Annotated in this window: 21 protein-coding genes and 1 pseudogene; 10 read left to right on the top strand and 12 right to left on the bottom strand. The window is 41.8% G+C overall.

The annotated features are described in order from the left end of the window. Window positions 1-17: 17 nt before the first annotated feature. Entirely contained in the window at window positions 18-1,352 is a 1,335-nt protein-coding gene (gene glpT, locus GXP75_RS16940; RefSeq protein ID WP_214917542.1) for a glycerol-3-phosphate transporter, read from the bottom strand. Window positions 1,353-1,762: 410 nt separating this feature from the next. Between glpT and GXP75_RS16935 the strand changes: the two genes are divergently transcribed. Then, the gene (locus GXP75_RS16935) at window positions 1,763-2,002 is read left to right on the top strand and encodes a DUF2651 family protein (RefSeq protein WP_214917541.1); all 240 of its coding nucleotides are present in this window, start codon (window positions 1,763-1,765) and stop codon (window positions 2,000-2,002) included. A gap of 153 nt (window positions 2,003-2,155) precedes the next feature. Here the strand turns inward: GXP75_RS16935 and GXP75_RS16930 are convergent, their stop codons facing one another. From GXP75_RS16930 to GXP75_RS16895, 8 genes and pseudogenes are all read right to left on the bottom strand, one after another. Next, window positions 2,156-2,584 carry a hypothetical protein gene (locus tag GXP75_RS16930; RefSeq protein WP_061669504.1) on the bottom strand — a complete coding sequence of 143 codons (429 nt, stop codon included), beginning with the start codon at window positions 2,582-2,584 and terminating at the stop codon, window positions 2,156-2,158. 67 nt (window positions 2,585-2,651) lie between these two features. Then, window positions 2,652-3,535 (bottom strand): annotated as a pseudogene (locus GXP75_RS16925) (glycoside hydrolase domain-containing protein); the annotation flags it as partial. Window positions 3,536-3,579: 44 nt separating this feature from the next. Beyond that, window positions 3,580-4,485: a hypothetical protein gene (locus tag GXP75_RS16920; protein ID WP_214917538.1), complete on the bottom strand. Its 906-nt coding sequence runs from the start codon at window positions 4,483-4,485 to the stop codon at window positions 3,580-3,582. Window positions 4,486-4,580: 95 nt separating this feature from the next. Beyond that, window positions 4,581-4,748: a hypothetical protein gene (locus tag GXP75_RS16915; protein WP_214917535.1), complete on the bottom strand. Its 168-nt coding sequence runs from the start codon at window positions 4,746-4,748 to the stop codon at window positions 4,581-4,583. Then, the gene (locus GXP75_RS16910; protein ID WP_214917533.1) at window positions 4,739-5,425 is read right to left on the bottom strand and encodes an AraC family ligand binding domain-containing protein; all 687 of its coding nucleotides are present in this window, start codon (window positions 5,423-5,425) and stop codon (window positions 4,739-4,741) included. Before GXP75_RS16910 ends, GXP75_RS16915 begins: the two co-directional genes overlap by 10 nt. Before the next feature lie 85 nt (window positions 5,426-5,510). Beyond that, window positions 5,511-6,536, bottom strand: a complete 1,026-nt coding sequence (locus GXP75_RS16905; protein WP_242557352.1) for an ADP-ribosylglycohydrolase family protein — start codon at window positions 6,534-6,536, stop codon at window positions 5,511-5,513. Between the two features lie 250 nt (window positions 6,537-6,786). Beyond that, window positions 6,787-7,203 (bottom strand): ribonuclease toxin immunity protein CdiI, encoded by a 417-nt coding sequence (gene cdiI, locus GXP75_RS16900; RefSeq protein ID WP_106273174.1) that lies wholly within the window; start codon window positions 7,201-7,203, stop codon window positions 6,787-6,789. A gap of 12 nt (window positions 7,204-7,215) precedes the next feature. Next, complete coding sequence (locus GXP75_RS16895) at window positions 7,216-9,171, bottom strand: T7SS effector LXG polymorphic toxin (RefSeq protein WP_242557351.1); 1,956 nt, start codon at window positions 9,169-9,171, stop codon at window positions 7,216-7,218. Window positions 9,172-9,374: 203 nt separating this feature from the next. Here GXP75_RS16895 and GXP75_RS16890 point away from each other — a divergent pair, with 203 nt between their 5' ends. Further along, window positions 9,375-9,827 (top strand): helix-turn-helix transcriptional regulator, encoded by a 453-nt coding sequence (locus GXP75_RS16890; RefSeq protein WP_063638660.1) that lies wholly within the window; start codon window positions 9,375-9,377, stop codon window positions 9,825-9,827. A 35-nt stretch (window positions 9,828-9,862) separates the two neighbouring features. On the opposite strand, the gene GXP75_RS16885 is transcribed toward GXP75_RS16890, so the two are convergent. After that, window positions 9,863-10,591, bottom strand: a complete 729-nt coding sequence (locus GXP75_RS16885; RefSeq protein ID WP_233529657.1) for a LuxR C-terminal-related transcriptional regulator — start codon at window positions 10,589-10,591, stop codon at window positions 9,863-9,865. Window positions 10,592-10,653: 62 nt separating this feature from the next. Here GXP75_RS16885 and GXP75_RS16880 point away from each other — a divergent pair, with 62 nt between their 5' ends. Both GXP75_RS16880 and purT read left to right on the top strand, forming a co-directional pair. Beyond that, complete coding sequence (locus tag GXP75_RS16880) at window positions 10,654-11,709, top strand: iron-containing alcohol dehydrogenase family protein (protein WP_242557350.1); 1,056 nt, start codon at window positions 10,654-10,656, stop codon at window positions 11,707-11,709. 114 nt (window positions 11,710-11,823) lie between these two features. Continuing rightward, complete coding sequence (gene purT / locus GXP75_RS16875) at window positions 11,824-12,978, top strand: phosphoribosylglycinamide formyltransferase 2 (RefSeq protein WP_242557349.1); 1,155 nt, start codon at window positions 11,824-11,826, stop codon at window positions 12,976-12,978. A gap of 38 nt (window positions 12,979-13,016) precedes the next feature. Here the strand turns inward: purT and GXP75_RS16870 are convergent, their stop codons facing one another. Beyond that, window positions 13,017-13,790 (bottom strand): SurA N-terminal domain-containing protein, encoded by a 774-nt coding sequence (locus GXP75_RS16870; protein ID WP_242557348.1) that lies wholly within the window; start codon window positions 13,788-13,790, stop codon window positions 13,017-13,019. Window positions 13,791-14,227: 437 nt separating this feature from the next. Here GXP75_RS16870 and GXP75_RS16865 point away from each other — a divergent pair, with 437 nt between their 5' ends. From GXP75_RS16865 to GXP75_RS16850, 4 genes are all read left to right on the top strand, one after another. After that, window positions 14,228-15,100 carry an alpha/beta fold hydrolase gene (locus GXP75_RS16865; RefSeq protein WP_214917521.1) on the top strand — a complete coding sequence of 291 codons (873 nt, stop codon included), beginning with the start codon at window positions 14,228-14,230 and terminating at the stop codon, window positions 15,098-15,100. 265 nt (window positions 15,101-15,365) lie between these two features. Then, window positions 15,366-15,899: a CDP-diacylglycerol--serine O-phosphatidyltransferase gene (gene pssA, locus GXP75_RS16860; protein ID WP_003327934.1), complete on the top strand. Its 534-nt coding sequence runs from the start codon at window positions 15,366-15,368 to the stop codon at window positions 15,897-15,899. Then, entirely contained in the window at window positions 15,890-16,378 is a 489-nt protein-coding gene (locus GXP75_RS16855; RefSeq protein ID WP_061571005.1) for a DedA family protein, read from the top strand. The genes pssA and GXP75_RS16855 overlap by 10 nt, the downstream gene beginning before the upstream one ends. Then, window positions 16,371-17,165, top strand: a complete 795-nt coding sequence (locus GXP75_RS16850; RefSeq protein WP_061571006.1) for a phosphatidylserine decarboxylase — start codon at window positions 16,371-16,373, stop codon at window positions 17,163-17,165. Before GXP75_RS16855 ends, GXP75_RS16850 begins: the two co-directional genes overlap by 8 nt. Window positions 17,166-17,208: 43 nt before the next feature. On the opposite strand, the gene gdhA is transcribed toward GXP75_RS16850, so the two are convergent. After that, on the bottom strand, window positions 17,209-18,591 hold the full coding sequence (gdhA, locus tag GXP75_RS16845; protein ID WP_214917520.1) for an NADP-specific glutamate dehydrogenase: 1,383 nt from the start codon (window positions 18,589-18,591) through the stop codon (window positions 17,209-17,211). Window positions 18,592-18,910: 319 nt separating this feature from the next. Between gdhA and GXP75_RS16840 the strand changes: the two genes are divergently transcribed. Next, on the top strand, window positions 18,911-19,192 hold the full coding sequence (locus GXP75_RS16840) for a hypothetical protein (RefSeq protein ID WP_242557347.1): 282 nt from the start codon (window positions 18,911-18,913) through the stop codon (window positions 19,190-19,192). 248 nt (window positions 19,193-19,440) lie between these two features. Beyond that, the gene (locus GXP75_RS16835) at window positions 19,441-22,122 is read left to right on the top strand and encodes a S8 family peptidase (RefSeq protein ID WP_242557346.1); all 2,682 of its coding nucleotides are present in this window, start codon (window positions 19,441-19,443) and stop codon (window positions 22,120-22,122) included. Window positions 22,123-22,186 lie beyond the last annotated feature (64 nt).

Below are 22,186 nucleotides of genomic sequence, written 5' to 3'. Positions count from 1 at the left end.
CAAATCATAATTCTTTCTTAAACTTGCTCCGCTCTTTTTCCTGTATTCCATGTTAGCGCCAAGAACACAATAGCCAGCACACAAGAAGAGATAAGCATGATAAAGCCGCCAGTCCAGTCATACTGGTCAACGACAAATCCCATTATCGCATTGGCGAAGGCTGATCCTCCGATATAGCCAAAGAATCCGGTCAAACCCGCAGCTGTTCCGGCGGCTTTTTTCGGTGCGAGGTCAATCGCTTGCAAACCAATCAGCATAACAGGTCCGTAGATTAAGAAGCCGATGCTGATGAGAGCAATGTTATCTACCAACGGATTGCCCGCAGGATTTAGCCAATACACCAACACGGCGATGAAAACGCCCGCCATAAACAAAACGCCTGCCGGTGCGCGGCGGCTTTTGAAAAAGCGGTCACTGATCCAGCCGCATAAGATGGTTCCCGGAATTCCTGCATATTCATAAAGGAAATAAGACCAGCGAGAATCTTCCGGAGAAAATCCTTTTGCTTCGGTTAAATAGGTAGGCGCCCAGTCGACGACACCGTACCGCACAAAATATACAAACACATTCGCAAATGCGATATACCAAAGAAATTTGTTGTTAAGAACGTATTGAAAAAGGATTTCTTTGGTTGTCAGCTCTTTTTCTTGATCTTTAAAAGCGTGTTTCGGGTAATCATTCCGATACTCTTCAATTGGCGGAAGACCGACAGATTGAGGCGTGTCCCGAACAAGAAGAACAATCAAAAATGAGATAATAATAGCGATGATAGCCGGAAAGAAGAACACGCTTTTCCAAGTTACAAACATAGCGATTCCAAGAGTGACAAGAGGCGCAAGAATACCGCCGCCTATATTGTGGGCTACATTCCATATCGACATTTTGGTGCCGCGTTCACTGATGGAAAACCAATGGGCCATTGTCCTTCCGCATGGAGGCCAGCCCATTCCTTGAAACCAACCATTGATAAACATAAAGATAAACATGATGGTGACGCTTGAGGTCACCCAAGGCATAGAAACAAACAAAATATTGACAATGGCAGATAAAAATAAGCCAGTCGCGAGAAAATACCTCGGATTACAGCGGTCAGACACCATCCCCATGATGAACTTACTGAATCCGTAAGCAATGGACACAGCGGCAAGCACCAAGCCCAGTTCGGTTTTTGAAAACCCTTCTTCCTGAAGGTAAGGGATCGCAAAAGCGAAGTTTTTCCGCAGCAGATAGTAGCCTGCATAGCCTATGAAAATCCCCATAAACACTTGCAGTCTTAAACGCTTGTAAGCTGCATCCGTCTTTGATTCATCCAGTCTCTCGATATGCGGAGCCGGTTTGAAAATATTAAACATATAATCCTCCCCTTTATTGGAAATAGTTCAGTATGTCTGTACGACATTCCGTCCTTCAAAAAACAAAAAGAGCCAGAAAATCCCCCTGTCAAAAGGGGCGGTATCTTCTGGCTCTCCTCATCTCCGTCCAACTTATTAACTTGTATGTGATAGCGCTTTCTTAAATTATCACAGTCCGCAGAAAATGTAAATAGTTTGTCACATTTGAATTTTAAAGTTTTTTAGATTGAAGATGTGAGATGTGAGGCAGAGGTGCAAGACTGGTTTTTCAGGGACAGGAAAGGGTAAGTAGTAAGGAATATACTGGGATGATGTATAGGTTTTGTGAAATGTTTGTGTAAACAATATCTTTTTAGTGATCATATCCTTAAGCAAACATATGATGAAGTGATATAAGAGGAGGTTCTTTAATGGATGAGTTAGATCTTGCGTTTGTCGTTTTGCCGCTTGGCATTATTGTATTATCCATCGTGGGGACGTATTTATTTAAAAAAGCCTACATTATGCCGTTGTTCAGTTTGATTATTTCTCTTGTTCTCACTTTTACTGTTTTTAATGTTTCTTTCTTAGGATGGGCTGTTATTTATAGCTTGGCCTCGCTTGTTGTTTCGTACATTACGATGGCTGTGATAAAAAGAAAATCATTATGAAATCAGCAGTTATTGAAAAAGAGCTGTCATAAATGTAGCATGTTCTATTGCCAGATCCTGATGATGGGAAGGGATCTGGAAAGGAAACTGCAGCTGTATCTAAATAAGAACATAAAGAAAAGCAGATCGGACGTGGATCTGCTTTTCTCATTTTTATTTATTAATGCTGTCTTTATATTTATTTTCTAAAATGAATTCTATCATCCCAACAATCCTAGCGTGTTCAGATTTCTTTTTGAAGTTTTGGGAAATTTGAATGGCTTTTGCGTTTTTAAAGCAAGAGGCGAGCCAGATGAATCCTATCACGACAAGAAATAATCTAAAAGATAAACTCCATACATGGGGCATTTCATTAGTTACAAAATACATAAATAAAGTAACCAATGTTCCATAGACTACGATTTTTATACTATGGATAAGTGTCAGTTGAGGCTCGCTAAAGAATATTTTTAATTGATTAAGCATGAAAGAGTCCTGTTTTTTTAAAAAAGCCAGTAGTTCATTATCATTTTTACTATACTGTAGTAAAATAGATTCTGCTGTTTTTTGGGTTTCTTTGTATGTTTGTTGATCTAGATTCATACAGTGACCTCCTAAAAATTAGAGCACTACATGATTAACTGTATCGTTATCATGTAGTGCTAAGCTATTATTTATTTGCGGAAGGGAATAAAGCTAAAAATGCACTTATAAACGCTGTAGCACCTCCTCCTACTACTGCTTCAGGAGCAGCGGTTATTAAGACAATAACTCCTAATACCACACCCGCTCCTATAGCCGTGCCAGTAAGAATTGATTCCCAATCTGGTGAAAAAACTGTTTCTGTTTCCGGTAATTGAAAATGCTTTTGTTTTATTTTAAATGTAATAGTAGTAAGTCCGGTTGTAGCCCCGTCTCCTGTCGGAATGTCTGGTGTATATACTTTAAATTGAATATCTAGTGAATCACGGATGGATGAATATATATTTCTATAAAACCATCTCTAACTGATAGACTGATGTTATTTAATAAATTTTGGTAAGAATCCATTTGTGATGCTGTTAATGACGTTTGTGTATCCCCTAACAAACCAGTAATATATGTCCCAGGTTTCCCGTTTGTAACGGTTATCGTATTTGGCGACCCTTCACTAGGTATTGTAGCTAAAAGTGAAGTGGATAAAATGATATCCAAATTTGGTGATGTGAAAATCGTTTCAGTCGTATCAAATTCAAACATAGCATTAGCAAGCCCCGTTAAATTGTCTAACGCCGGAATGCTAGACAGGATATTCGTTAATGTACGTAATCGAGCGTCGTAAACGGGGTCAGATGGAGGTTCAACGCTTGCAACAGCCTTATCTCTGCCGGAAAAGCTATCTTTATCAATCGCGATGCTTCCGTCTCCGCTTCCGATTGTTCCTTCATAAAATTGATCAAACGCCCAGTTATCCGGCATTGGGTAGCCGAGGTTGCCGCTGAAACCTGTTGACATATTTGCGACAAAACTCTATTTTGGTAACTCTGCCTCTGCTGTTCGGAATATATATCCTCTTGTAAAAAAATAAAGTTTATGCTTCCAAAGGTGAAAATATCAGTTTACTTAATCAGTGTATTGTATTTTTCATTTGAAATAAAATCTATTATTCCTGTAATTCGTAAATATTCGGCTCTTTTTGCAAAATGTAAAACAGAGTGCAATTGTCCTTTTCTTACTATACTTAAGAGTCTAACCACGTTGATTAAGTTTTTTAGGAATATAAAGATTAAAAGAACAGAAAAAAAATATGGTATATCAATGTAACTAATTTGACCTGACAATAAAGTAGTTGCATAGATGACAATTATACTTCCAATAAACATCCATTTTATATATTCAGAAACAGTTAATGGTTGAGGAGAAAAATACGTTCTTAAATTGCTTAACACTTCATCATCCTGAGAATACAAAAAGTTAAAAAGGTCTTTGTCATTTTTACAATATGTAAGTACTTGTTTTGCAACAGCATCTAAGTTCTGATGTGTATCTTCTTTATGTGTGTAATTAGATTCAAACTCCATGGTCTGTTGTTGATTTGTGTATTTTTTTAACAGTATTGCATTAACTAAGTTTTTCATTTTGTAAGATCTGGTTTGTTGGAGGAAATGAGTTGTATTTTTTCTGTTTTTTCCTCTTATGATCTTTAAATAAGTGAGAATGATAATTAAAACTGTAAAAATTGTAAATGCAAATGGTAGTACATCCGATATAGGGACGGCAAAAAAGGTTTTGACCTGGATGAAAAAGAAAGAGGCTAGTGCCATAGCGATAAACATACACGAAACGGCTATTTTCACAAGAAATTGCAGCGGCAAATAGGGAGTAGAATAGTATTGCTTTAATTGATTGAGTGTAACTGAATCATGTTTGTATAGATAATCTATAATATCCTGATCATTTTTCAAATGCTCAACATGTTCAGCGATTTTTTTAGCTTTATCAAAAATAATTTGATCTGTTTTCATTTCTGTTAGTCCCCCAAAAATGATTATTAATTAGTATGAAAAAATAAAACTGCATGAATGATCATAAATGATATTCATGCAGTTTTTATTATTTATTAGCTAGAAATATAAGAGAAAACCGCGAATAATAACGCAGCAAGTTTAGCCGATGCTTCTTCTCCTTTATTATCGGTTAATTTACCAAGTTGTCCAACAACAACCAATGCGGCAATTCCTACTACAGGAAATAAATATTGATTATAAGAGTTCCAGTCTAATGCCAATTCACTCTCAGGAGATGTAACTGGTACTCCCTTGTACATTTTTCGGTATAATGCTCTTCCGAAAATCCGCAAACCATTTTGACTTCGTTGGACGGTTCAGGCAAGCCGCTGTGAACAGTGACATCTGAATAATGGCCATTCCAACAGATGAAAGAACAGCTCCTCCTTCTGCAAAGCCTGTTCTCCCCCCGAGAAATCAGGACATGCAATTCCTGAAGGTTGGACGTCAGTTTGTGTTGGTATAGAACATGATTGGAGAAATAAGGGAGATGCCCCGTACCGGTAATCTCCTTCTTTCTCCATGACATCCGGCATGACATTGATACACCATAATCGAGCGTGCGCCCGTCAATCTGCTCACAGCTGTGCGTATCACGGGGGTTAAAGAGAAGAAGGTCAACTGGATTGATGATATATTCTTGATCTTGATAGGCCAGATACCGCTTCCCTTTTTCAATAAAACGAATCACATAATAATCGTGAAAGTGATTCGGGAATTTTTGCATAATCCCCTTAAAACGGTAGGCTTCTATATTAAGATGCGGGTGTTCGGGTTTCGTTTTGCATGGGATGATACCTCCTGTCGGTGGTGTGATGGTTGATGGGTTAAGTGTAGCATGGTTATTGGGGATTTCTTGTATGATGTTGCTGTTTGAAAAGTAGAGAAAGCAGACCATTATTGGTCTGCTTTATACAATATTTAGAGTGTTGCATTTTTCTTATCCCATCAAGTGTAAATAGCATTAGCTGTTTTGGAGATTTTTAGAGATTTCCATACTCCTCAATAATAGCTTTATTTGCGCAATACTCGTAGAAATTTTTTATTAACTTATCAATATCTTGTTTGCGAACAATTTTTTCTAACCATTCTTCAGGGATTCCATCCATCTTATAATAAATTCCTGCTATTGAACCTGTTATTGATGTTACGGTATCAGTATCTTCTCCTAAGTTTACTGCTTCTAGTACTGCTTCTGTAAATGAAGATGTAGTCCCGAAACACCATATCGCCGCTTCTAAAGTATGAACAACATATCCGTCTGATTGAATTTCTTCTCTAGGTGTATTGAAGAAATCTTTGTTGAAAATTCTCTTATATTTTGTTAACTCTTCATGATATATATGACTTTTTTCAAAATTCTCATCGAACAGCTCTTGTACTTCACGTAGAGATTTTTCAATTGAATTGTTATGGTATAGCCTTAGTAATAACTCAATATAAATAATTGAACCAACTATAGCACGGGGATGGGCATGAGTTATTTCAGTATATTTCTTAATCATCTCTGTTTTTTTCACAAAATCAAATTCCCTTTGTAAAATAAATACCAATGGTGAAATTCTCATTAATGCGCCATTTCCATTATCAAATTCAGACTGACCTCCGCATTTTTCGGGCAGAACGCCTTTCTTGAATCTAGTAATTGCTTCAACGGTTGTTCTGCCGATGTCAAACATTTCATCGTAGGGAGTCCAATAGCCTTCGTCTTGATATTGTTTGAATTTTTTCATTAAGTCATTCTCATTACCTTTTTCAACCATATTCTCCATCAGACACAAGGTCAATGATGTATCGTCAGACCAGGTTCCAGGAGGTTGATTATAAGTTCCATATCCAACAATATCTTGGATATGAAACTCTCCTCTTTTTTTAAATTCAACTGGAACACCTAATATATCCCCAATAATTCCACCGTATATAGTCGGTAGTACTTTGTTTTTTATATTAAGTTTAACAAAACTTTTATTGTCATCTTCCCATCTATCTATCATTCTTCTGCCTCTCATTTTTTCACCCACTATTTATTAAATTAATGATTCTAAAGGTCTGTGATCTGAACCCTCTATAAACTTGCATATTGTTTGGAACTCTTGCTTTATCCAATCTATTCTTTATATCATAAATAGTATCTAAATCTATATCATCTTAAAAATCACTATTCCCTATTAAATAATCATTAATTTTTTATAATCGACACCAGTATATTGCCTGAAAAAAACCTTGAAAGGCATTTAGCCGATCAAGGAAGAGAAGACTTTAATTTTCTTTAATCTGATATTTCTCTTTTATTTGTTCTAATAGATTTTTCACTTCTATTTTTTTATTAGGGTGTTTCTTAATATAGAAGTCACACGCCACTTCTAAGTAGTTACAAAGTTCATCATGAGTAACAATGTCCTCTTTTATTTCATCTAACCCATAATAATAATAGAAAAGAACCTTATCCTCCCCGAAATATTCCTCCTCATAAGGATCATATTCATCAGAATACACAACGCCTAATGTATCTCTTCTTACAACATTTTCAACTAAAAATCTTTGTAATGTTTCTATAAAGTTATAATCTAGAGTTAATTCTACTAAGACATTGATTACATTTTGTTTTTTAAAATTTTTATTAAAGTAAGTATCTCTAAAAATTTTTCGTTCTGATGTGAAGTTTTCGTTGTTCATTATTTTCCTCCTTTATTTACTAAATTCAATAACTGGATAAAAGTTACTAATCTCTCCCGTTTCTTTGTTTCTAAATCCTTCAAACTTTAATCCATTACTTGATGTTCCCCTTATTTTATCTTGATATCCTAATTCATCTACTTGGTTTTTTAAGAGACCGTTTTCCATAGCTTCTTTACCGAGTTTGATAATTTCTTCATCTGAAATTACACTAGGATCATATATCGTTTTACGTAAGGGATCTTTTCCTTCCTTCGGTTCAAGTTTAAACTTCCCAGTTCCTTGCCCTCGATAATCTTTTACTTCAATTTTTAATCTATACTCTATATCGTATATGCCTTTAATGTTAGGATGCTCATTTTTTTTGACTTCCTCCAGTTTATATTGCTCACTATTATGAAAGTACTTTTTAAACTCTTCGTAGTTATGTCCGCCGCTTACGCCATGTCGTTTGGTGCATTTTGTTACTTCTCCAGTTAAATGTTCAATATAGTAACCCTCTTTATATTTAAGGTTTCCTCCACCCAAAACTTCACTTTCTCTGCTATCAATCCGCACAACACTCTCCTGCTTCTTATCCAACTCTTTATTAAGCTTCGAAACAGGATTCTCAAAACCCCCGGCACCTTGTAAAGATGGTTCTAGTTGATTGACGTTTGGTCCTTTGAAATAAGGTTTCGCTTTTTCAGTAATGTTTTTTGCGACATCTTTCTGATCCTTCAAAAATGCCTTCGTTTCCTTCGTCACAAACTTCCCGGCCTTGGTTGTTGATGAGACTTTTCCGAGCCCTTTGGCTCCGAAGAGGGAGGCGATGGCGTAGGTGACGTAGTGGGAGCGGCTGTAGGCGTCTCCGTGAATCATATTGTCGTTCCAGGATTTTTTGAATGATTCGACCATATAATCAAATGTCTCTGGCGCGCTGTAGATGACGTTTTGAAATTCCTGTCCGGCTTTGACTTGTTCTTTGATTCCCATTTTTCCGCTTGCTCTGTAGGACCAAACAGCGAGGTCATATGAACCGACGGCCAGGTCGTAAGCGCCGATGACGATGTCCTTGCCTGCATCCCACAGTGCGACGACAAAGCCTTTTGTGCTGTCTGCTAATATTCTTCCAGTTTCCTGCAGCCCTTTCATGTAGACAAGGTTTGAGTAATATTGTAATTGTTCCGCTGTCAGGTTGTCAGCCCCAAGCTCATCAGCGATCTTTAAATACTCGTCAGGATCTGTGGTTTTGTCGAGCCTTGTTTGAAGATGCTTGATTTCTTCCTGCTGTTTAACCTTTAGATACTGATGGGCTTGTTTTTGGATGTCGGCTTTCTTTTTGTAGGCATCGGTTTCGTGAAACGCTTTTGCGTTAAAGGTTATGGGATCTATGCTTTTGCCTTTATTGGTGGAGCCGGTCAAGGTTTCAAAAAACGCCTGAACCTCTTGTTCGAGGGCTTCAGCGGCTTCATAATCGCTTTTTAGCTTTTCATCAAGTTTATGTAAATCTGTAATGGTTTTCTTTCGTTTGTGATCAGCTTTATCCAATTGATCAGTTACTGTTGATTTGTCAAAAAGCGTCAATGAGATGATGCCATCAATAGAATGTAAGATTGATTTCATGTCTTTATGGTGTGCGTCTATGATGCCGTCTGCTTTTTGGATGGCGTTATTGAGTTCGCTGTCGAGATAGGATTCTTCGACGTATGCATTGTCATCAAACTTGGCGCTTTCTATTTCTCTTGGAACGCTTTTGAAAAAAGCGATCTTCATGTCGATGAGATCAAGCCATAAGCCCGCGCCTTCCGCTTGTTCGTTGTAAAAGGCTTTGATTGCGTTTGCGCCCTTTCCTGTCATGGCATCGTCCAAGTTCGCCATTCCCTTAAACTGTTTCTTCAGAGCGGCCATTTCTTCTCTCATATTTTCATAGGCTTTAAGACGTGTTTCGGCAGATTCCAAGAGGGAGTGTGCTTCTAGTATTTTCATGTGCTATGTCCTTTCGCCTGTTTTTTGCTGTAAATATATTACCATGAGGGTTGAGAAGAATGGATTAAAATTGAAAAAAATAGAAAAAACAGTTCTTTTTTACTGATTCTTTTGGTTTAGAACATCTGCAAAAAGAAGTATTGAAAAAGGGAACAAAAAGTGTAAAATTACACTAAACGTTACATTGAGCTTCGGAGGATAAGATGGATCAAGATTACATGATTGAGCTTGTCTCGTCTAAAATGAAATTAATTCGAATGGAAAGAGGCTATACGCAAGAAAAAATGTCAGAAGTGCTTGGGATTTCAAAGAAAACACTTGTTCAGATTGAAAAGGAGAGGACACTTGCTGGATGGGCGCATGTGGTGGCTGTGTGTGCTTTGTTTAAAAACAGCGAAGTTCTGCAATCGGTGTTAGGGGATGAGCCGTTAGAGGTGATTGAAACAGTTGCCCATCGGAGTATTGACCGGCCTAAAGGAAAGACGATGGGCGGGAAAGTGTGGTGGAGAGAGATGAAGGCAAAGGGAGATTTCCGTTTACAGCAAAATTTGATTTCTCAGCATTATCGCATTTTAGATTCCTATGATGATTTGTGGTTCAGCACTTTTGAAAAACGGGATGCCATTGAGCGCCTGGATGAGCTTGCTCAAGAATAATGGATATCCCGCTGATCGAACGGCAGGCATAATGCTTATTCCAGTACATAAGAGAGCATCTTCCACATCAGCTCGCGGCGGCTTCCTGTCTCCGTTTTTGCAAAAATTGACTTCAAATGATCCTGCACTGTATAGGCGGAAATGTGCAAGACCTCCGCGATCTCCTTTGTTGAAAGCCCTCGTATAATGCGGTCCGTAATGTCTGTCTCCCGTTCGGTCAGACCGCAGGCATCTATCAGGAGCGGCATGGTATCCGGCGGAGCGGCGGGTTCAAACGAGACCGCGATTTGGCCGGGTTCAGCCGTACTTTTCAAGAGGCTCGCTTTCAGGAGGAGATAAGGGTGGTCGGGGATGGTGATCAGAACCTTAGCCGTTGAGTTCTCCAGTGCGTTTGTGCAGACGGCCCGAATGGGTCTTGGGAGTGTTTCCGAGTCTGTTTTCTCCCATTGACGCAGGACGGTAAGCCATTTCCGGGCTGTTTGATTGTGTGAGACGATTCCAAGTGTACGGGACATGATCAGAATTCCGGTGTCTTGTATGCGCTGCGTTGTTCCGTTTGGGAGTGCCAGCCTGAACTGCCGCAGGGCATTGCCGATTACCGGCGCCGCTGCTGCGAGGAGGTCGCGTTCCTCTGGTTGAAAAAAAGGCTCGCCGCTGCACCGAAGCAGTGTGATATATCCCCAGCATTTACCCTTACTCATCAAAACGGCACGTAGTTCGTCCCTCCAATCCGGCGGGGCGCTGATCAGCGATTCTTTCGTCATAGATGTTTGACAACTTTTTCATGAGAGTGAGATGATGGGTAGAAAAAAGAGGAGAGATTCATATGCAGCCTGAAGATATTGTGCGAAGCGGTCCGAATCAATACGTATGTAAGGAAGGAATCGTAAAAGAGCTTCAGGAGTTTTTGAATGGATTTCACCATCCTGTCGTGGTCACAGGAAATAAATCATATGAAGCGTTTACAACGTATACGGCGTTCCCTTCAGAATGGAAAGTGATTCAGCATGAGGGATATAGTTCGCCTGAAGCGATCCGCGGGATTGCTGAGGAAGCAGGTGCAGCAGATGTCTTGATCGGAATTGGCGGTGGAACGGTTTTAGACACGGCGAAAGCGGCGGCTGATCGTTTAGATATAGAAGTGATAACCATTCCGACGATTCCCGGAACATGCGCGGCGAGCACGCCGTTAAGCGTAATCTACGATGAACGAGGTAATTTTATCAGGGTGGATTATCATAAGCGCTCAAGTTATGTGACGCTCGTTGATCCGTTATTACTTCTTTCTTCACCGATTGAATATGTCAAAAGCGGAATCGGTGATACTCTCGCCAAGTGGTATGAAGCGGAAGCGGTTGTCAGGAACACAAAGGACTCTCTTTCCTTGATGGTCCAAGCGGGTTTAAGGCAATCCGTCTATATTCGCGATATCTTATTGAACGAAGGCCTTCAGGCGGTGGAAAGCATTGAAAAAGGAGAGTCCTCCTCTTCCTTAACGAATGTCTTGGAAACGATTATTACACTTGCGGGCACTGTGGGCGGCTATGCGGGGCGCTATGGCAGAATGGCAGGGGCTCACGCGATTCATAACGGGCTTAGCTTTATTCAAGAAACCCATCATGTGCTGCACGGGCAAAAGGTCGCGTATGGAATATTGGTGCAGCTTGCCCTAGAAGCGCGGACAAACGAAATTCAGGAGATCATTCCGTTTTATCAAAAGCTTGGCTTCCCGGTAAAGCTGAGCGATTTAGGCATACTGGAAAATCAGGAGCAAGCGAAACGGGACATTGCCGCACATGCTTGTAAGCCGGAGGAATCTTTATGCTTAATGGGGGCATTTAGTGAAGCGGATGTCATTGCGGCGATCGAATCTTTAGAATAAAGAGTGAAAAAGGCAAAATAAGGGCAGTTTCTTATCTTGCCTTTTTTAATTGGAAAATTCATTTTTCTAATATTTCAGTTTATAATGGTGGGTGAATAGAGGAGGGCTAAAGACATGTATCAATCAAAGAAGGTTTTGTTACTGGGTTCAGGCGAATTGGGGAAAGAGGTAGTCATTGAAGCGCAGCGTCTTGGGGTGGAGACGGTGGCGGTTGATAGTTATGAGCATGCGCCGGCCATGCAAGTTGCGCATAAAAGCTATGTTGTTGATATGCTGAATGGGGAGCAGATCAGAGAAGTGATTGAGAAAGAAAAACCGGATTTGATTGTGCCAGAGGTGGAGGCAATCGCCACGGATGAGCTGTTAAAGCTTGAGGCAGAAGGATTCCGCATCATTCCGAATGCGCGTGCGGCAAAGCTTACGATGGATCGGGAAGGCATCAGAAGGCTGGCGGCTGAAACCTTGGGTCTGTCAACGGCCGGCTATGAGTTTGCGGATACATATGAAGAATTCACCCAAGCGGCAGGTCAGATCGGCTTTCCCTGTGTTGTGAAGCCGCTTATGAGCTCTTCAGGCAAAGGGCAGAGTGTGTGCCGCTCAGAAGCCGATTTGGAAGGCTGCTGGGAAATGGCAATGGAAGGCGGAAGAGTGAAAAACGGCAGAGTCATTGTGGAGGAGTTTATTCCCTTTGAGTCAGAAATCACGCTTCTTACTGTACGTGCGGTGAACGGTACTGCGTTTTGCGCGCCGATCGGACATGTCCAAAAGGACGGAGACTATATTGAATCATGGCAGCCTCATCAAATGACAGAACAGCAAATTGAAGAGGCGAAGCATATTGCGAAGACGATTACGGACGAACTTGGCGGATACGGTTTGTTCGGCGTAGAGCTTTTCCTTGCGAAAGATAAAGTTTATTTCAGCGAAGTGTCCCCCCGTCCGCATGATACAGGGCTGGTCACGCTCGTCACACAGCAGCTGTCAGAATTTGCGCTGCACGTACGGGCTATCTTAGGGTTTCCGATCCCGGAAATTACACAGCTTTCGCCGGGAGCGAGCCGCCCGCTGAAAGCGCCGGAAGAGCTGGCGGATTACACAGTAAGCGGACTGGAACAAGCTTTGGCAGTGCCGAATACCCAAGTTCGCGTATTTGGAAAACCTCTCACAAAAATCGGGCGCCGCATGGCGGTTGCGCTTTCTGCCGCGGACACAGTCGAAAAAGCGAGAGAAAACGCGAAGCAAGCACTGGATCATTTGACTGTAGAATAATTAAAAAAGGCGGTTTCCCAAGGGAACCGCCTTTTTTCTTATATATTAATTTCCACTTTCGCGTTTTTCTTGAGTTTTTCCACTTGTTTCACAAGCTTTTCCTGTTGCTTTTGCTGCTCAAGCTGCTGCTTGATTTGCGTTTTTACCTCAGACAGCTTTGGAAGCTTTTGGCCTTCGCTGCTGCCTTGCTTGGCAGCGTATTGATCATAGTAGTCTTTCACTTCTTTATCGGTTACTTTATCTTTCGGTACTTCTTTTTCAACATATTTTTCGTATTTGATGTTGTCCGCCAGTTCTGATTTCAGTTTCGTTGTATTCAAACCTGCCTTTTTAAGGGCAGCGTTAAATTCTTTATTGCTTTTGTACTGTTTTTTGCTTTCGGCGAGCTGTTTGTCGACTTCTTTATCAGATGCTTTGTAGCCTTTTTTATTGGCCTCTTGAAGCAGAAGTGTCTGCCCGACGAGGCTGTTGATGGTTTGTTTCTTGATTTGCTTTGCTGCATCTTTTGAAGTCGGGTCCTGCCCGCTTTGCTGATATTGCGTTTGCGCGGACGTCAGCACGCTGTTATAGTCACTGCCCGTCAGTTTCTCATTATTGACAACGGCAACGGTTTTCTCATCATCTGTTTTCTGCTTATCCAGCTTTTTCTGCATGGCTTCCATCTGCTTTGCCTGATCCTGCTGCTGTTCAGTCTGAGCTGTTTTTGTTTGATCCGCAGCGTTTGCTTCTTTTTTTCCTTCGTCATTTGATCCGCAAGCTGTTAGAGCCACTGCCATTACACCTATTAATAGAGGGGACATCAATGATTTCATCGTGTATCTCCTTTCATCAATCAATAAAATGATCTAGTGCGCATTCTAAATGATCTTGAGTGAAAAAGAAACCATTTGGGCGTAATTTTCCAATTTGTAATCGGATTGAAACGTTTCGTAATGTTTTTAATCTATATTAGAAGACTATATACTGGAAAAAGCGAATATGAGATAATAACTAGGTATATTTTCTTATATGAAATCGTGAGAGATTAGAGCAGCACTCGCTCTGGGGTCAATCTTGCGCTTTTCATAGCAGCTATTTTATTAAGGGGATTGGAAGCCGTTTATTATTGAAGAAACCTGTTTTCGGGGCTGCCGGCTTTACTTCCGATGAAGAAAAATATGTACATAAGTATTTTCATGCATACTGCGGGTAACATTGTGTCTCCTGCATTAGCATTTCGAATTCTTTTATAAATGAAAGGGGAATTTCAATGTCACATAATAAAATTACAAGTAAAAGCGGTGCGCGTTTTTATCAGGCTTATGATGAGAGTCTTTCTTTGTGGCCAGTGGCATATGACACTTTCCATGTCTCTACAAGTTTCGGCCAAACTCATATTATAGCGAGCGGTCCAAACGATGCACCGCCGCTTATATTGCTGCACGGCGCTTTGTTCAGCTCGGTGATGTGGTATCCGAATATAGCGGATTGGAGCAGCCGCTATCGGACGTATGCGGTTGATATCATAGGTGATAAGAATAAAAGCATGCCTGACAAGCCTTGCATTACAAGGACAGATTATGCCGTCTGGTTATCGGAGGTGTTTGATTGTCTTGGATTAGAAAAGGCTCATGTTGCGGGGCTTTCGCTAGGCGGGCTTCATGCCGTGAATTTTGTCATGGAAGCACCTGAGCGAGTAGAGCGCGCTGTCATCATGAGTCCGGCTGAGGCATTTATACCGTTTCACCCTGACTTTTACAAATATTCAATGGGCCTCGCTCAGCCTGACGGAGTTGAAGCGTTTTTACAATGGATGATGGCGGATCGGTATGATTTGCATCCCGCCTTTGAAAAGCAGTTTCATGCGGGGATCATGTGGCAGGATCCGCAAAGAGGACTGAAGCCGAAAGAAAATGGTTTTCCATATGTGTTTTCTGATCAGGAATTAAAATCGGTAACGGTTCCGATGCTGTTGATGACTGGGGAATATGAGGTGGTTTGTGATCGAGAGTTGGCTTTGCGGCGGGCCGCGGCACTAGTTCCCCATATTGAAACAGAGATGGTGAAAGGGGCGGGCCATGTACTGTCAATGGAGCAGCCTGAGTACGTCAATAAACGTGTTTTGGCGTTTTTGGGGGAATGATTTCCCCTTTAACACGCCAGAGAGTGTTATAGATTGTAAGAAAGATTGGCCAATAGGTATGCGGAATGAAAGACTGCCCTTGTCCAAATCCTAATAAATGTAGTATAATGAAAGAATTTGGTGTATGTATTTTCATGAGTCTCTATGAAAGTAATTGAATTCCATAAATTTAAGCTTTTTTATGAACCAATTGCCTTCTTTTGAAATATTCAGGATCAAAGGCTTTATATAAAACGGTTTCTTTTAGCGGAGGTGTGTATAAACTGTGAATTATATACCTAGTATGATTACAATTGGAAATTTTATTTGCGGGCTTTTAGCTATTCATTCCCTATTGTTTCATAACATTCATTCAGCAGTCATATTCATTTTTACCGGTATGTTTCTTGATTTTTTTGACGGTATGGCAGCTCGAAAACTGAATGCCGTTTCGGATGTCGGCAGGGAGCTGGATTCCTTTGCCGATCTGGTGACGTTTGGTGTGGCGCCGTCAATGCTGGCCTATTCTGTGTCACTGTATACGCTGCCGTTTCTCGGCATTTTTTGTGCCTTGGCGTACAGCGTCTGCGGGATGATTCGCCTATCGAAATTTAATGTGGAGCAAAGTAAATTGCCGACATTTATTGGGATGCCGATTCCCTTTGCGGGAATGTGTTTAACGATTTTAAGTTTTATTAACAATTCAATATTGCTGGTGCTGGGTACATGCATACTATCTTACTTAATGGTCAGCAGAGTAAAATTCCCTCATTTTAAAAAACATGCAGCTGAAAATTTGGAGAGAAGAAGATGGAGTTAGTCCAAGATCTGTTATCTCAATATGGCTACATTGCCATTTTTTTTATGCTGACGTTAGGGATTATCGGCTTGCCGATTCCTGATGAGGTGATGATGACGGTCGTTGGATATTTTACGAACAGTGATGTATTGAATTATGAGCTTGCCCTGTTATGCAGCTTTGTCGGCGCGCTGGCAGGGATGATTATCAGTTATTTTATCGGCAAAAAAGCGGGGCGCCCGTTCATAGACAAGTATGGGAAATGGGTTGGGCTGAAAGAAAAAAGAATGGTGAAAGTGGAAAGATGGATGAAGAAATACGGTCCGTACTCGATTATTTTGGGTTATTTTATTCCGGGTGTCAGACATGTGACCTGTTACTTCTCCGGAATTGGCAAAATGGAGTTTAAAACGTATCTCTCATTTGCGGCGATTGGCGCTTTTTTGTGGTGTTTTATTTTTATTACTATCGGAAAGTGTATAGGAGTTATCAATGTTTAAACATGCAGCCTTAAAGATTTTTTACCGATCATTCATTGAACTGACAAATAATCCTTTAACCTCCAGGCTATTAAAGCGTTTTTGTGAATCGAAAATGAGCAAACCGATGATACCGTTATTTTCAAAGTATTATCATATTAACTGGAATGACGTAAATGGGTCTGCGGCTGAATATGAGACGCTCTCAGCCTTATTTATACGTAATATTAATCTGGAGCTTCGGCCTGTTGCTCAAGAGGAAAACGCCGTTGTCAGCCCAGTTGACGGTGTGGTTCAGACAGTGGGGAAAATCAATTCGAATCAGACATACAGAGTGAAAGGGAAGGATTACTCATTCGCTGAGCTGACCGGATTTAATAGTATGGAACACAATTACAACGGCGGCTATTTTGCGGTTCTGTATTTGAGTCCCAGACATTATCACCGGTTTCACTCCCCGATCAGCTGTACTTATCAAAAGTTAGCGGAGCTTGGGAAGCGATCATATCCGGTGAACCAATTAGGTCTGACGTATGGCAAGGATGTGCTTTCTAAAAACTATCGTTACGTGTATGAGCTTACTGGAGAGAGGCAGAAAATGCTGATGATTCCTGTGGGAGCCATGAATATTAATACCATTGTGCAAACCAGTGCCAAGGATCATTTGAAACTGGGAGAGGAACTGGGGTATTTTTCGTTTGGCTCGACAGTCATTTTAATTTTTGAAAAACATGCTTTTGAGCCGGCCGCTGACCTGACAGAAGGACGGGAAGTGCAAGTGGGACAGGCAATTGGCTATGTGAAATAATAAAGAGGCGCCGGCTTTTGATAAGCCCGGCGCCTTTTTGCTTTTATATAACGCCTTGAGAAACCATGGCGTCTGCTACTTTTAGGAATCCGGCAATATTCGCGCCTGCGATCAGGTCTCCCGGCTGGCCATATTTTTCAGCCGCCGTCATACTGTCACGATAAATATTGACCATGATATCGTGCAGTTTGGCATCTACTTCTTCCGCCGGCCAAGACAATCTGGCGCTGTTTTGCGCCATTTCAAGGGCTGACACGGAGACACCGCCCGCATTGGCTGCTTTCGCAGGGCCGAAAAGAATTTGATTGCTTCTAAAAACCTCGATGGCTTCCAGTGTAGATGGCATGTTCGCGCCTTCTCCAACAGCCTTTACGCCGTTTCTCACGAGAATGTTTGCGGCTGTCTCGTCAATTTCATTTTGTGTGGCGCACGGCAAAGCGATGTCACATGGAATGGACCATATACCAGAACCGCCTTCGACATACTGCGCTTGCGGATGCTCTTTCACATACTCGCTGAGCCGATGGCGTTCAACCTCTTTTAAACACTTCAGTGTATCAAGGCTGATGCCGTTTTCGTCATAAATATAGCCGTTTGAATCGCTGCATGCCACAACGGACGCACCAAGTTCTGCGGCTTTTTCCATCGCGTAGATGGCCACATTTCCAGAGCCGGAAACAACAACTGTACTGCCTTCAAAAGTAAGTCCATTGTCTTTCAATAGCTCTTGCATAAAGTAAACCGTGCCGTAGCCGGTAGCTTCTGTGCGGATTAAGCTTCCGCCAAAGCCGGGGCTTTTCCCTGTTAATACGCCGGCCTCATAGCCGCCTTTTATTTTCTTATACTGTCCGAACAGGTACCCGATTTCTCTCGCCCCGACACCGATATCGCCAGCAGGCACATCCTGATCCGGTCCTATGTATTTACAGAGCTCGGTCATGAAGCTTTGGCTAAAGCGCATCACTTCTCCGTCTGATTTCCCTTTTGGATCAAAATCTGATCCCCCTTTTCCTCCTCCTATCGGCTGGCCCGTTAAGGAGTTCTTGAAAATTTGCTCAAATCCCAGAAATTTTGTAATGCTGGCATTGACGGAGGGGTGGAACCGCAAACCGCCTTTGTAAGGACCGATCGCGCTGTTGAACTGTACACGGAACCCGCGGTTGACCTGAACGCAGCCCTGGTCATCAACCCATGGGACGCGAAACGTTATCATTCGTTCAGGTTCTGCGATTCTTTCAAGGATATTGTGTTTGATGTATTCTGGATGTTTGGCTAAGACTGGCGGGAGGGAATCGAATATTTCTTTTACTGCTTGAAGAAACTCTGCTTCATGAGGGTTGCGCTGCTCCACAGCTTTATACACTTTATTCACATAATCTGCTGCGGCCTGTAAGTCGGATTGTTTTACATCTTCTAAGGTAGGCATGTTTCAGTTCTCCTTTTCCATCAAGTATTAAAAAATAATGGAGATAATCTGACAAATAAGTTGATATGTTTTGTTAGATTTCATATTGTGGTACATTTTACAAGTTTGGCTATCTCTAATCAATATGGAAAATAGATGAAACTGATGCTGGTATGAGATGAATTACCATTCAAATGAAAAAACAGGGAAAAAAGCTTCAATAAATGCGGGAGAATAGAAACAAATGCAAACAGGAGCGCATGTAGAAAATCTGACAAACGATAAACGAACAGTTTGGCAGATGATTTCGGGCGGCGTATCATTGTAAGGGGTGATAATAATGGAAGAACAACTGATGAACTGGATACAGCGTTTTCAGAATACGGGCGATCACGAAGCCCTCCTGAACCTTCGGGAAGCGTGCTGGCCGGTTGTAGAGACTCTCATTCGTGAGCTTGTAAAAGAGAATGAGCCGGAAAAAGCAGATGAGCTGCGGCAAAAAGGAATGGAACGTTTTCCGTTTATCATAGGTAAGTACCGGCAAGAGGTGCAATTGCCTATTGAGACGTTTTTGCGGAATACGTATCGGTTTTATTTTCAGCAGGTCATGAGAGAAAAATAAAATGAGGCGCTTTTTACATAAATTTTGATGTAAGATTCGGATTTCTCAGGTCCTATAAACGTGTTTTTTTCTATCTATCTTTCAGTATAAATTATAGACTGATTAGATTACAAAACCATCATAGAATACCGATTCTCTTGAAAAAACGGCTCTATTCTTCTATTCGAAACTAGTCCTATGTACTGTTTAAGGCGTATTCGCATTCATGATAACCTGCTAAAAGATTCAATTTTTCAGGAGGTTATCAAATGAAAAATCAGAAAATCAGTCCGCTTTTGGTATTGGTTCTTACAGGTATGCTGCTATTCGGCTTGTTTATGCCTGCTAAAGCAAGCAAAGCCGCTGCGGAAAACGGAATTGACCAAGCAGTCAGCCTGACCAAAGGCAAAGAAGCAGAGGGAACACTAGAAAAACCTGAGCAGTCACAAATGTATAAAATATCTCCTTCAAAAGAGGAAATCTCCAAGGATTCTCACATGAAGCTGAAAGTAAAGAGCAATGAGCTTCTGGCAGTTTCTGTTTACTCCAGTAAAGAAAAGGCGAAGCAAGATGACACTTTTGATCAATATCGAGTGAGCACGGCCGCGGAACATAAGGCTGAAGTTAACGTTCCCCATGCGTGGGAAGGGCCTTACTACATAAAGGTGGAATATCTCGGTGAAGAAGAACCTCCGGAAGGCGAGGTGCAATCCGAAGCACCGGGAAAAGCGACATATACGATCAGCTATGACGGGATCACAATTCAGCCATCAGATCAAGAGGCGGCTTCTCAGGAAGAGTGCCCGGTTGAACTGAGTGTGGATCAAAAAAAGTCAGGAAAGACGATCCTGTCGCAGCTGCGCACCATTCGAGACCAATGGCTGAACAAGACGGAGGAGGGCAAGAAGCTGTCAGGGCTTTACTATAAAACAGCGCCATTCCTTGTCTCCCATCTGGTTGCTAACAAGGATGACCGAAACGCTGTTTATCAGAACCTTGTGACGTTAAAGCCGCTCTTTAAAGACGTGGCGGAAAACGGCGCAAACAGCTCGCATACAGTAACAGAAAAAGAACAAAAAGCGATCAACAGCCTCTACAAATTGACGCTGCAGTCTGTGCCTGACTTTATAAAAGAAGACATGGAAAAACAGGCTGAAAAGATCGGATTGACAAACCTTGAAGGGAAATCGTCAGGCTATTTGATTTCCAAACAAAAGCTCGCGCCGGAAAGCGCCGGCCAAACGAGTAAAGTCATTGTCAAAATGAAGCATGGAAAAAGCCTGAGCTCTCTGCAAAAAAGCATGAAGGGCTACGGCATCCAATCAAATGAGGTATCCAGCCCGGATAAGAGTGATGAGCTGTTTGATGACATGTATTCAGTGGATATCAATGGTGAAAAAGAATCTGACGGCGCATTTAAAGCTCAAGCAGAAAGCACGGCGGAGAAGCTGTCCGACATGCCGGATGTTGAATTTGCGGAGCCTGTGCAAACCTATCGCAGCCTTTCTAACGATGTTCAATATCCTCATCAATGGCCGCTTCATAACTCGGGAAAAGATGGCGGAAATAGCGGATCTGATGTGAGATTTGAGGCGATGCAAAATCTTCTCGGCAATAAAACATTACAAGATACGCTGATCGCGGTTGTCGATACGGGAGTCGACAGCACTTTAGCTGATTTAAAAGGAAAAGTCCGTACAGATTTAGGCAAAAACTTTGTCGGCCGGAACGATAATGCGCTCGACGATCAAGGGCATGGCACACATGTATCCGGAATTATTGCGGCACAGCAGGATAACGGTTACTCGATGGCAGGATTGAATGCCCATGCACAGATCATTCCGGTAAAAGTGTTGGATTCTACAGGAATGGGAGATACAGAACAAATTGCTTTGGGAATTAAATATGCGGTCGATCAAGGTGCGAAAGTCATTAACCTAAGCCTTGGCGGCGGATACAGCCGCGTGCTTGAGTATGCATTGAATTATGCGGCGTCTCACGGTGTCACAGTGGCTGCAGCGAGCGGAAATGAAGCCGCGCCGGAAGTTGGTTATCCAGCTTCATCACGCTATGCCATTTCCGTCGGGGCTACAAATAAGCTTGATGTCATATCAGAATTCTCTAATTATGGCGAAGGATTAGATTTGGCGGCGCCTGGATCAGATATTCCAAGCCTTGTTCCAAACGGAAATGTGACATACATGAGCGGGACTTCTATGGCCACTCCTTATGTCACAGCCGCGGCAGGTTTGCTGCTTTCTCAAAATCCAAGCTTAACACCAAGTGAAGTTGAAAAAATCCTTGATGAAACGGCCGATAATATCACATTTGACAGTGTGGACGGCGGGGGAGAAGCTCCGACAGATGAAAACGGTGATCCGATTACAGATCCGAAAATCCCCGGCATTGACTGGTACTCAGGCAACGGGCGTCTGAACGCGTTCCATGCGGTAAGCGCGGTTGAATTAGATATGGCAGTCAATCAGGTGAACGATAATCAGCAAAAGGTCAAAGGTTCTGCAAAAGAAGGCACAAAAATCGAAGTGGTGAGCGGGACCAAGACATTGGGCACAGCAACTGCCGGGGCAGAGGGAACATATCAAGTCAAAATCCCGCTGCAAAAGAAAAACACGGTTCTTCATGTGAAAGGAACAAAAGGAAAAGCTGAAACATCAATAAAGACAGTCGTAAAAGAAGGACAGCCCCCGGCCAAGCCGGAAGTCAACTCAGTCACGGTAAATGACATGGCTGTCACAGGAAAAGCAAGCGCCAATGCCAATATTAAAGTGATGGATAAATCGAAAAAAAGATTGGCATCAGCTAAAGCAGACAGCAAAGGCAAATTTTCTGTTAAGATAGCAAAGCAAAAAGCGGGAACAGTGCTGTACGTTACAGCAACCGATACCACGAAAAAGGAAAGTGAACCTGTAAAAGTGGTAGTGGAAAGTTAAAGATAGCTTGATTGGAATCAGCTTGTTGATCGGGCCTTTTGAGGCAGGTCAACAAGCTTTTTTA

This window comes from Bacillus sp. HU-1818 (genome assembly GCF_022695965.1).
Lineage (GTDB): Bacteria > Bacillota > Bacilli > Bacillales > Bacillaceae > Bacillus > Bacillus atrophaeus.
This window is presented reverse-complemented; position numbering and strand designations above follow the sequence as displayed.

Coding starts and splice junctions, on each gene's coding strand:
- GXP75_RS16850 (WP_061571006.1), top strand. CDS start 16,371: ATGTTTAAACATGCAGCCTTAAAGATTTTTTACCGATCATTCATTGAA.
- GXP75_RS16865 (WP_214917521.1), top strand. CDS start 14,228: ATGTCACATAATAAAATTACAAGTAAAAGCGGTGCGCGTTTTTATCAG.
- GXP75_RS16885 (WP_233529657.1), bottom strand. CDS start 10,591: ATGACGAAAGAATCGCTGATCAGCGCCCCGCCGGATTGGAGGGACGAA.
- GXP75_RS16855 (WP_061571005.1), top strand. CDS start 15,890: ATGGAGTTAGTCCAAGATCTGTTATCTCAATATGGCTACATTGCCATT.
- GXP75_RS16835 (WP_242557346.1), top strand. CDS start 19,441: ATGAAAAATCAGAAAATCAGTCCGCTTTTGGTATTGGTTCTTACAGGT.
- GXP75_RS16920 (WP_214917538.1), bottom strand. CDS start 4,485: ATGAAAACAGATCAAATTATTTTTGATAAAGCTAAAAAAATCGCTGAA.
- cdiI (WP_106273174.1), bottom strand. CDS start 7,203: ATGAACAACGAAAACTTCACATCAGAACGAAAAATTTTTAGAGATACT.
- GXP75_RS16870 (WP_242557348.1), bottom strand. CDS start 13,790: ATGAAATCATTGATGTCCCCTCTATTAATAGGTGTAATGGCAGTGGCT.
- GXP75_RS16905 (WP_242557352.1), bottom strand. CDS start 6,536: ATGAGAGGCAGAAGAATGATAGATAGATGGGAAGATGACAATAAAAGT.
- GXP75_RS16895 (WP_242557351.1), bottom strand. CDS start 9,171: ATGAAAATACTAGAAGCACACTCCCTCTTGGAATCTGCCGAAACACGT.
- gdhA (WP_214917520.1), bottom strand. CDS start 18,591: ATGCCTACCTTAGAAGATGTAAAACAATCCGACTTACAGGCCGCAGCA.
- glpT (WP_214917542.1), bottom strand. CDS start 1,352: ATGTTTAATATTTTCAAACCGGCTCCGCATATCGAGAGACTGGATGAA.
- GXP75_RS16935 (WP_214917541.1), top strand. CDS start 1,763: ATGGATGAGTTAGATCTTGCGTTTGTCGTTTTGCCGCTTGGCATTATT.
- purT (WP_242557349.1), top strand. CDS start 11,824: ATGTATCAATCAAAGAAGGTTTTGTTACTGGGTTCAGGCGAATTGGGG.
- GXP75_RS16880 (WP_242557350.1), top strand. CDS start 10,654: ATGCAGCCTGAAGATATTGTGCGAAGCGGTCCGAATCAATACGTATGT.
- GXP75_RS16930 (WP_061669504.1), bottom strand. CDS start 2,584: ATGAATCTAGATCAACAAACATACAAAGAAACCCAAAAAACAGCAGAA.
- GXP75_RS16910 (WP_214917533.1), bottom strand. CDS start 5,425: ATGGTCTGCTTTCTCTACTTTTCAAACAGCAACATCATACAAGAAATC.
- GXP75_RS16890 (WP_063638660.1), top strand. CDS start 9,375: ATGGATCAAGATTACATGATTGAGCTTGTCTCGTCTAAAATGAAATTA.
- GXP75_RS16840 (WP_242557347.1), top strand. CDS start 18,911: ATGGAAGAACAACTGATGAACTGGATACAGCGTTTTCAGAATACGGGC.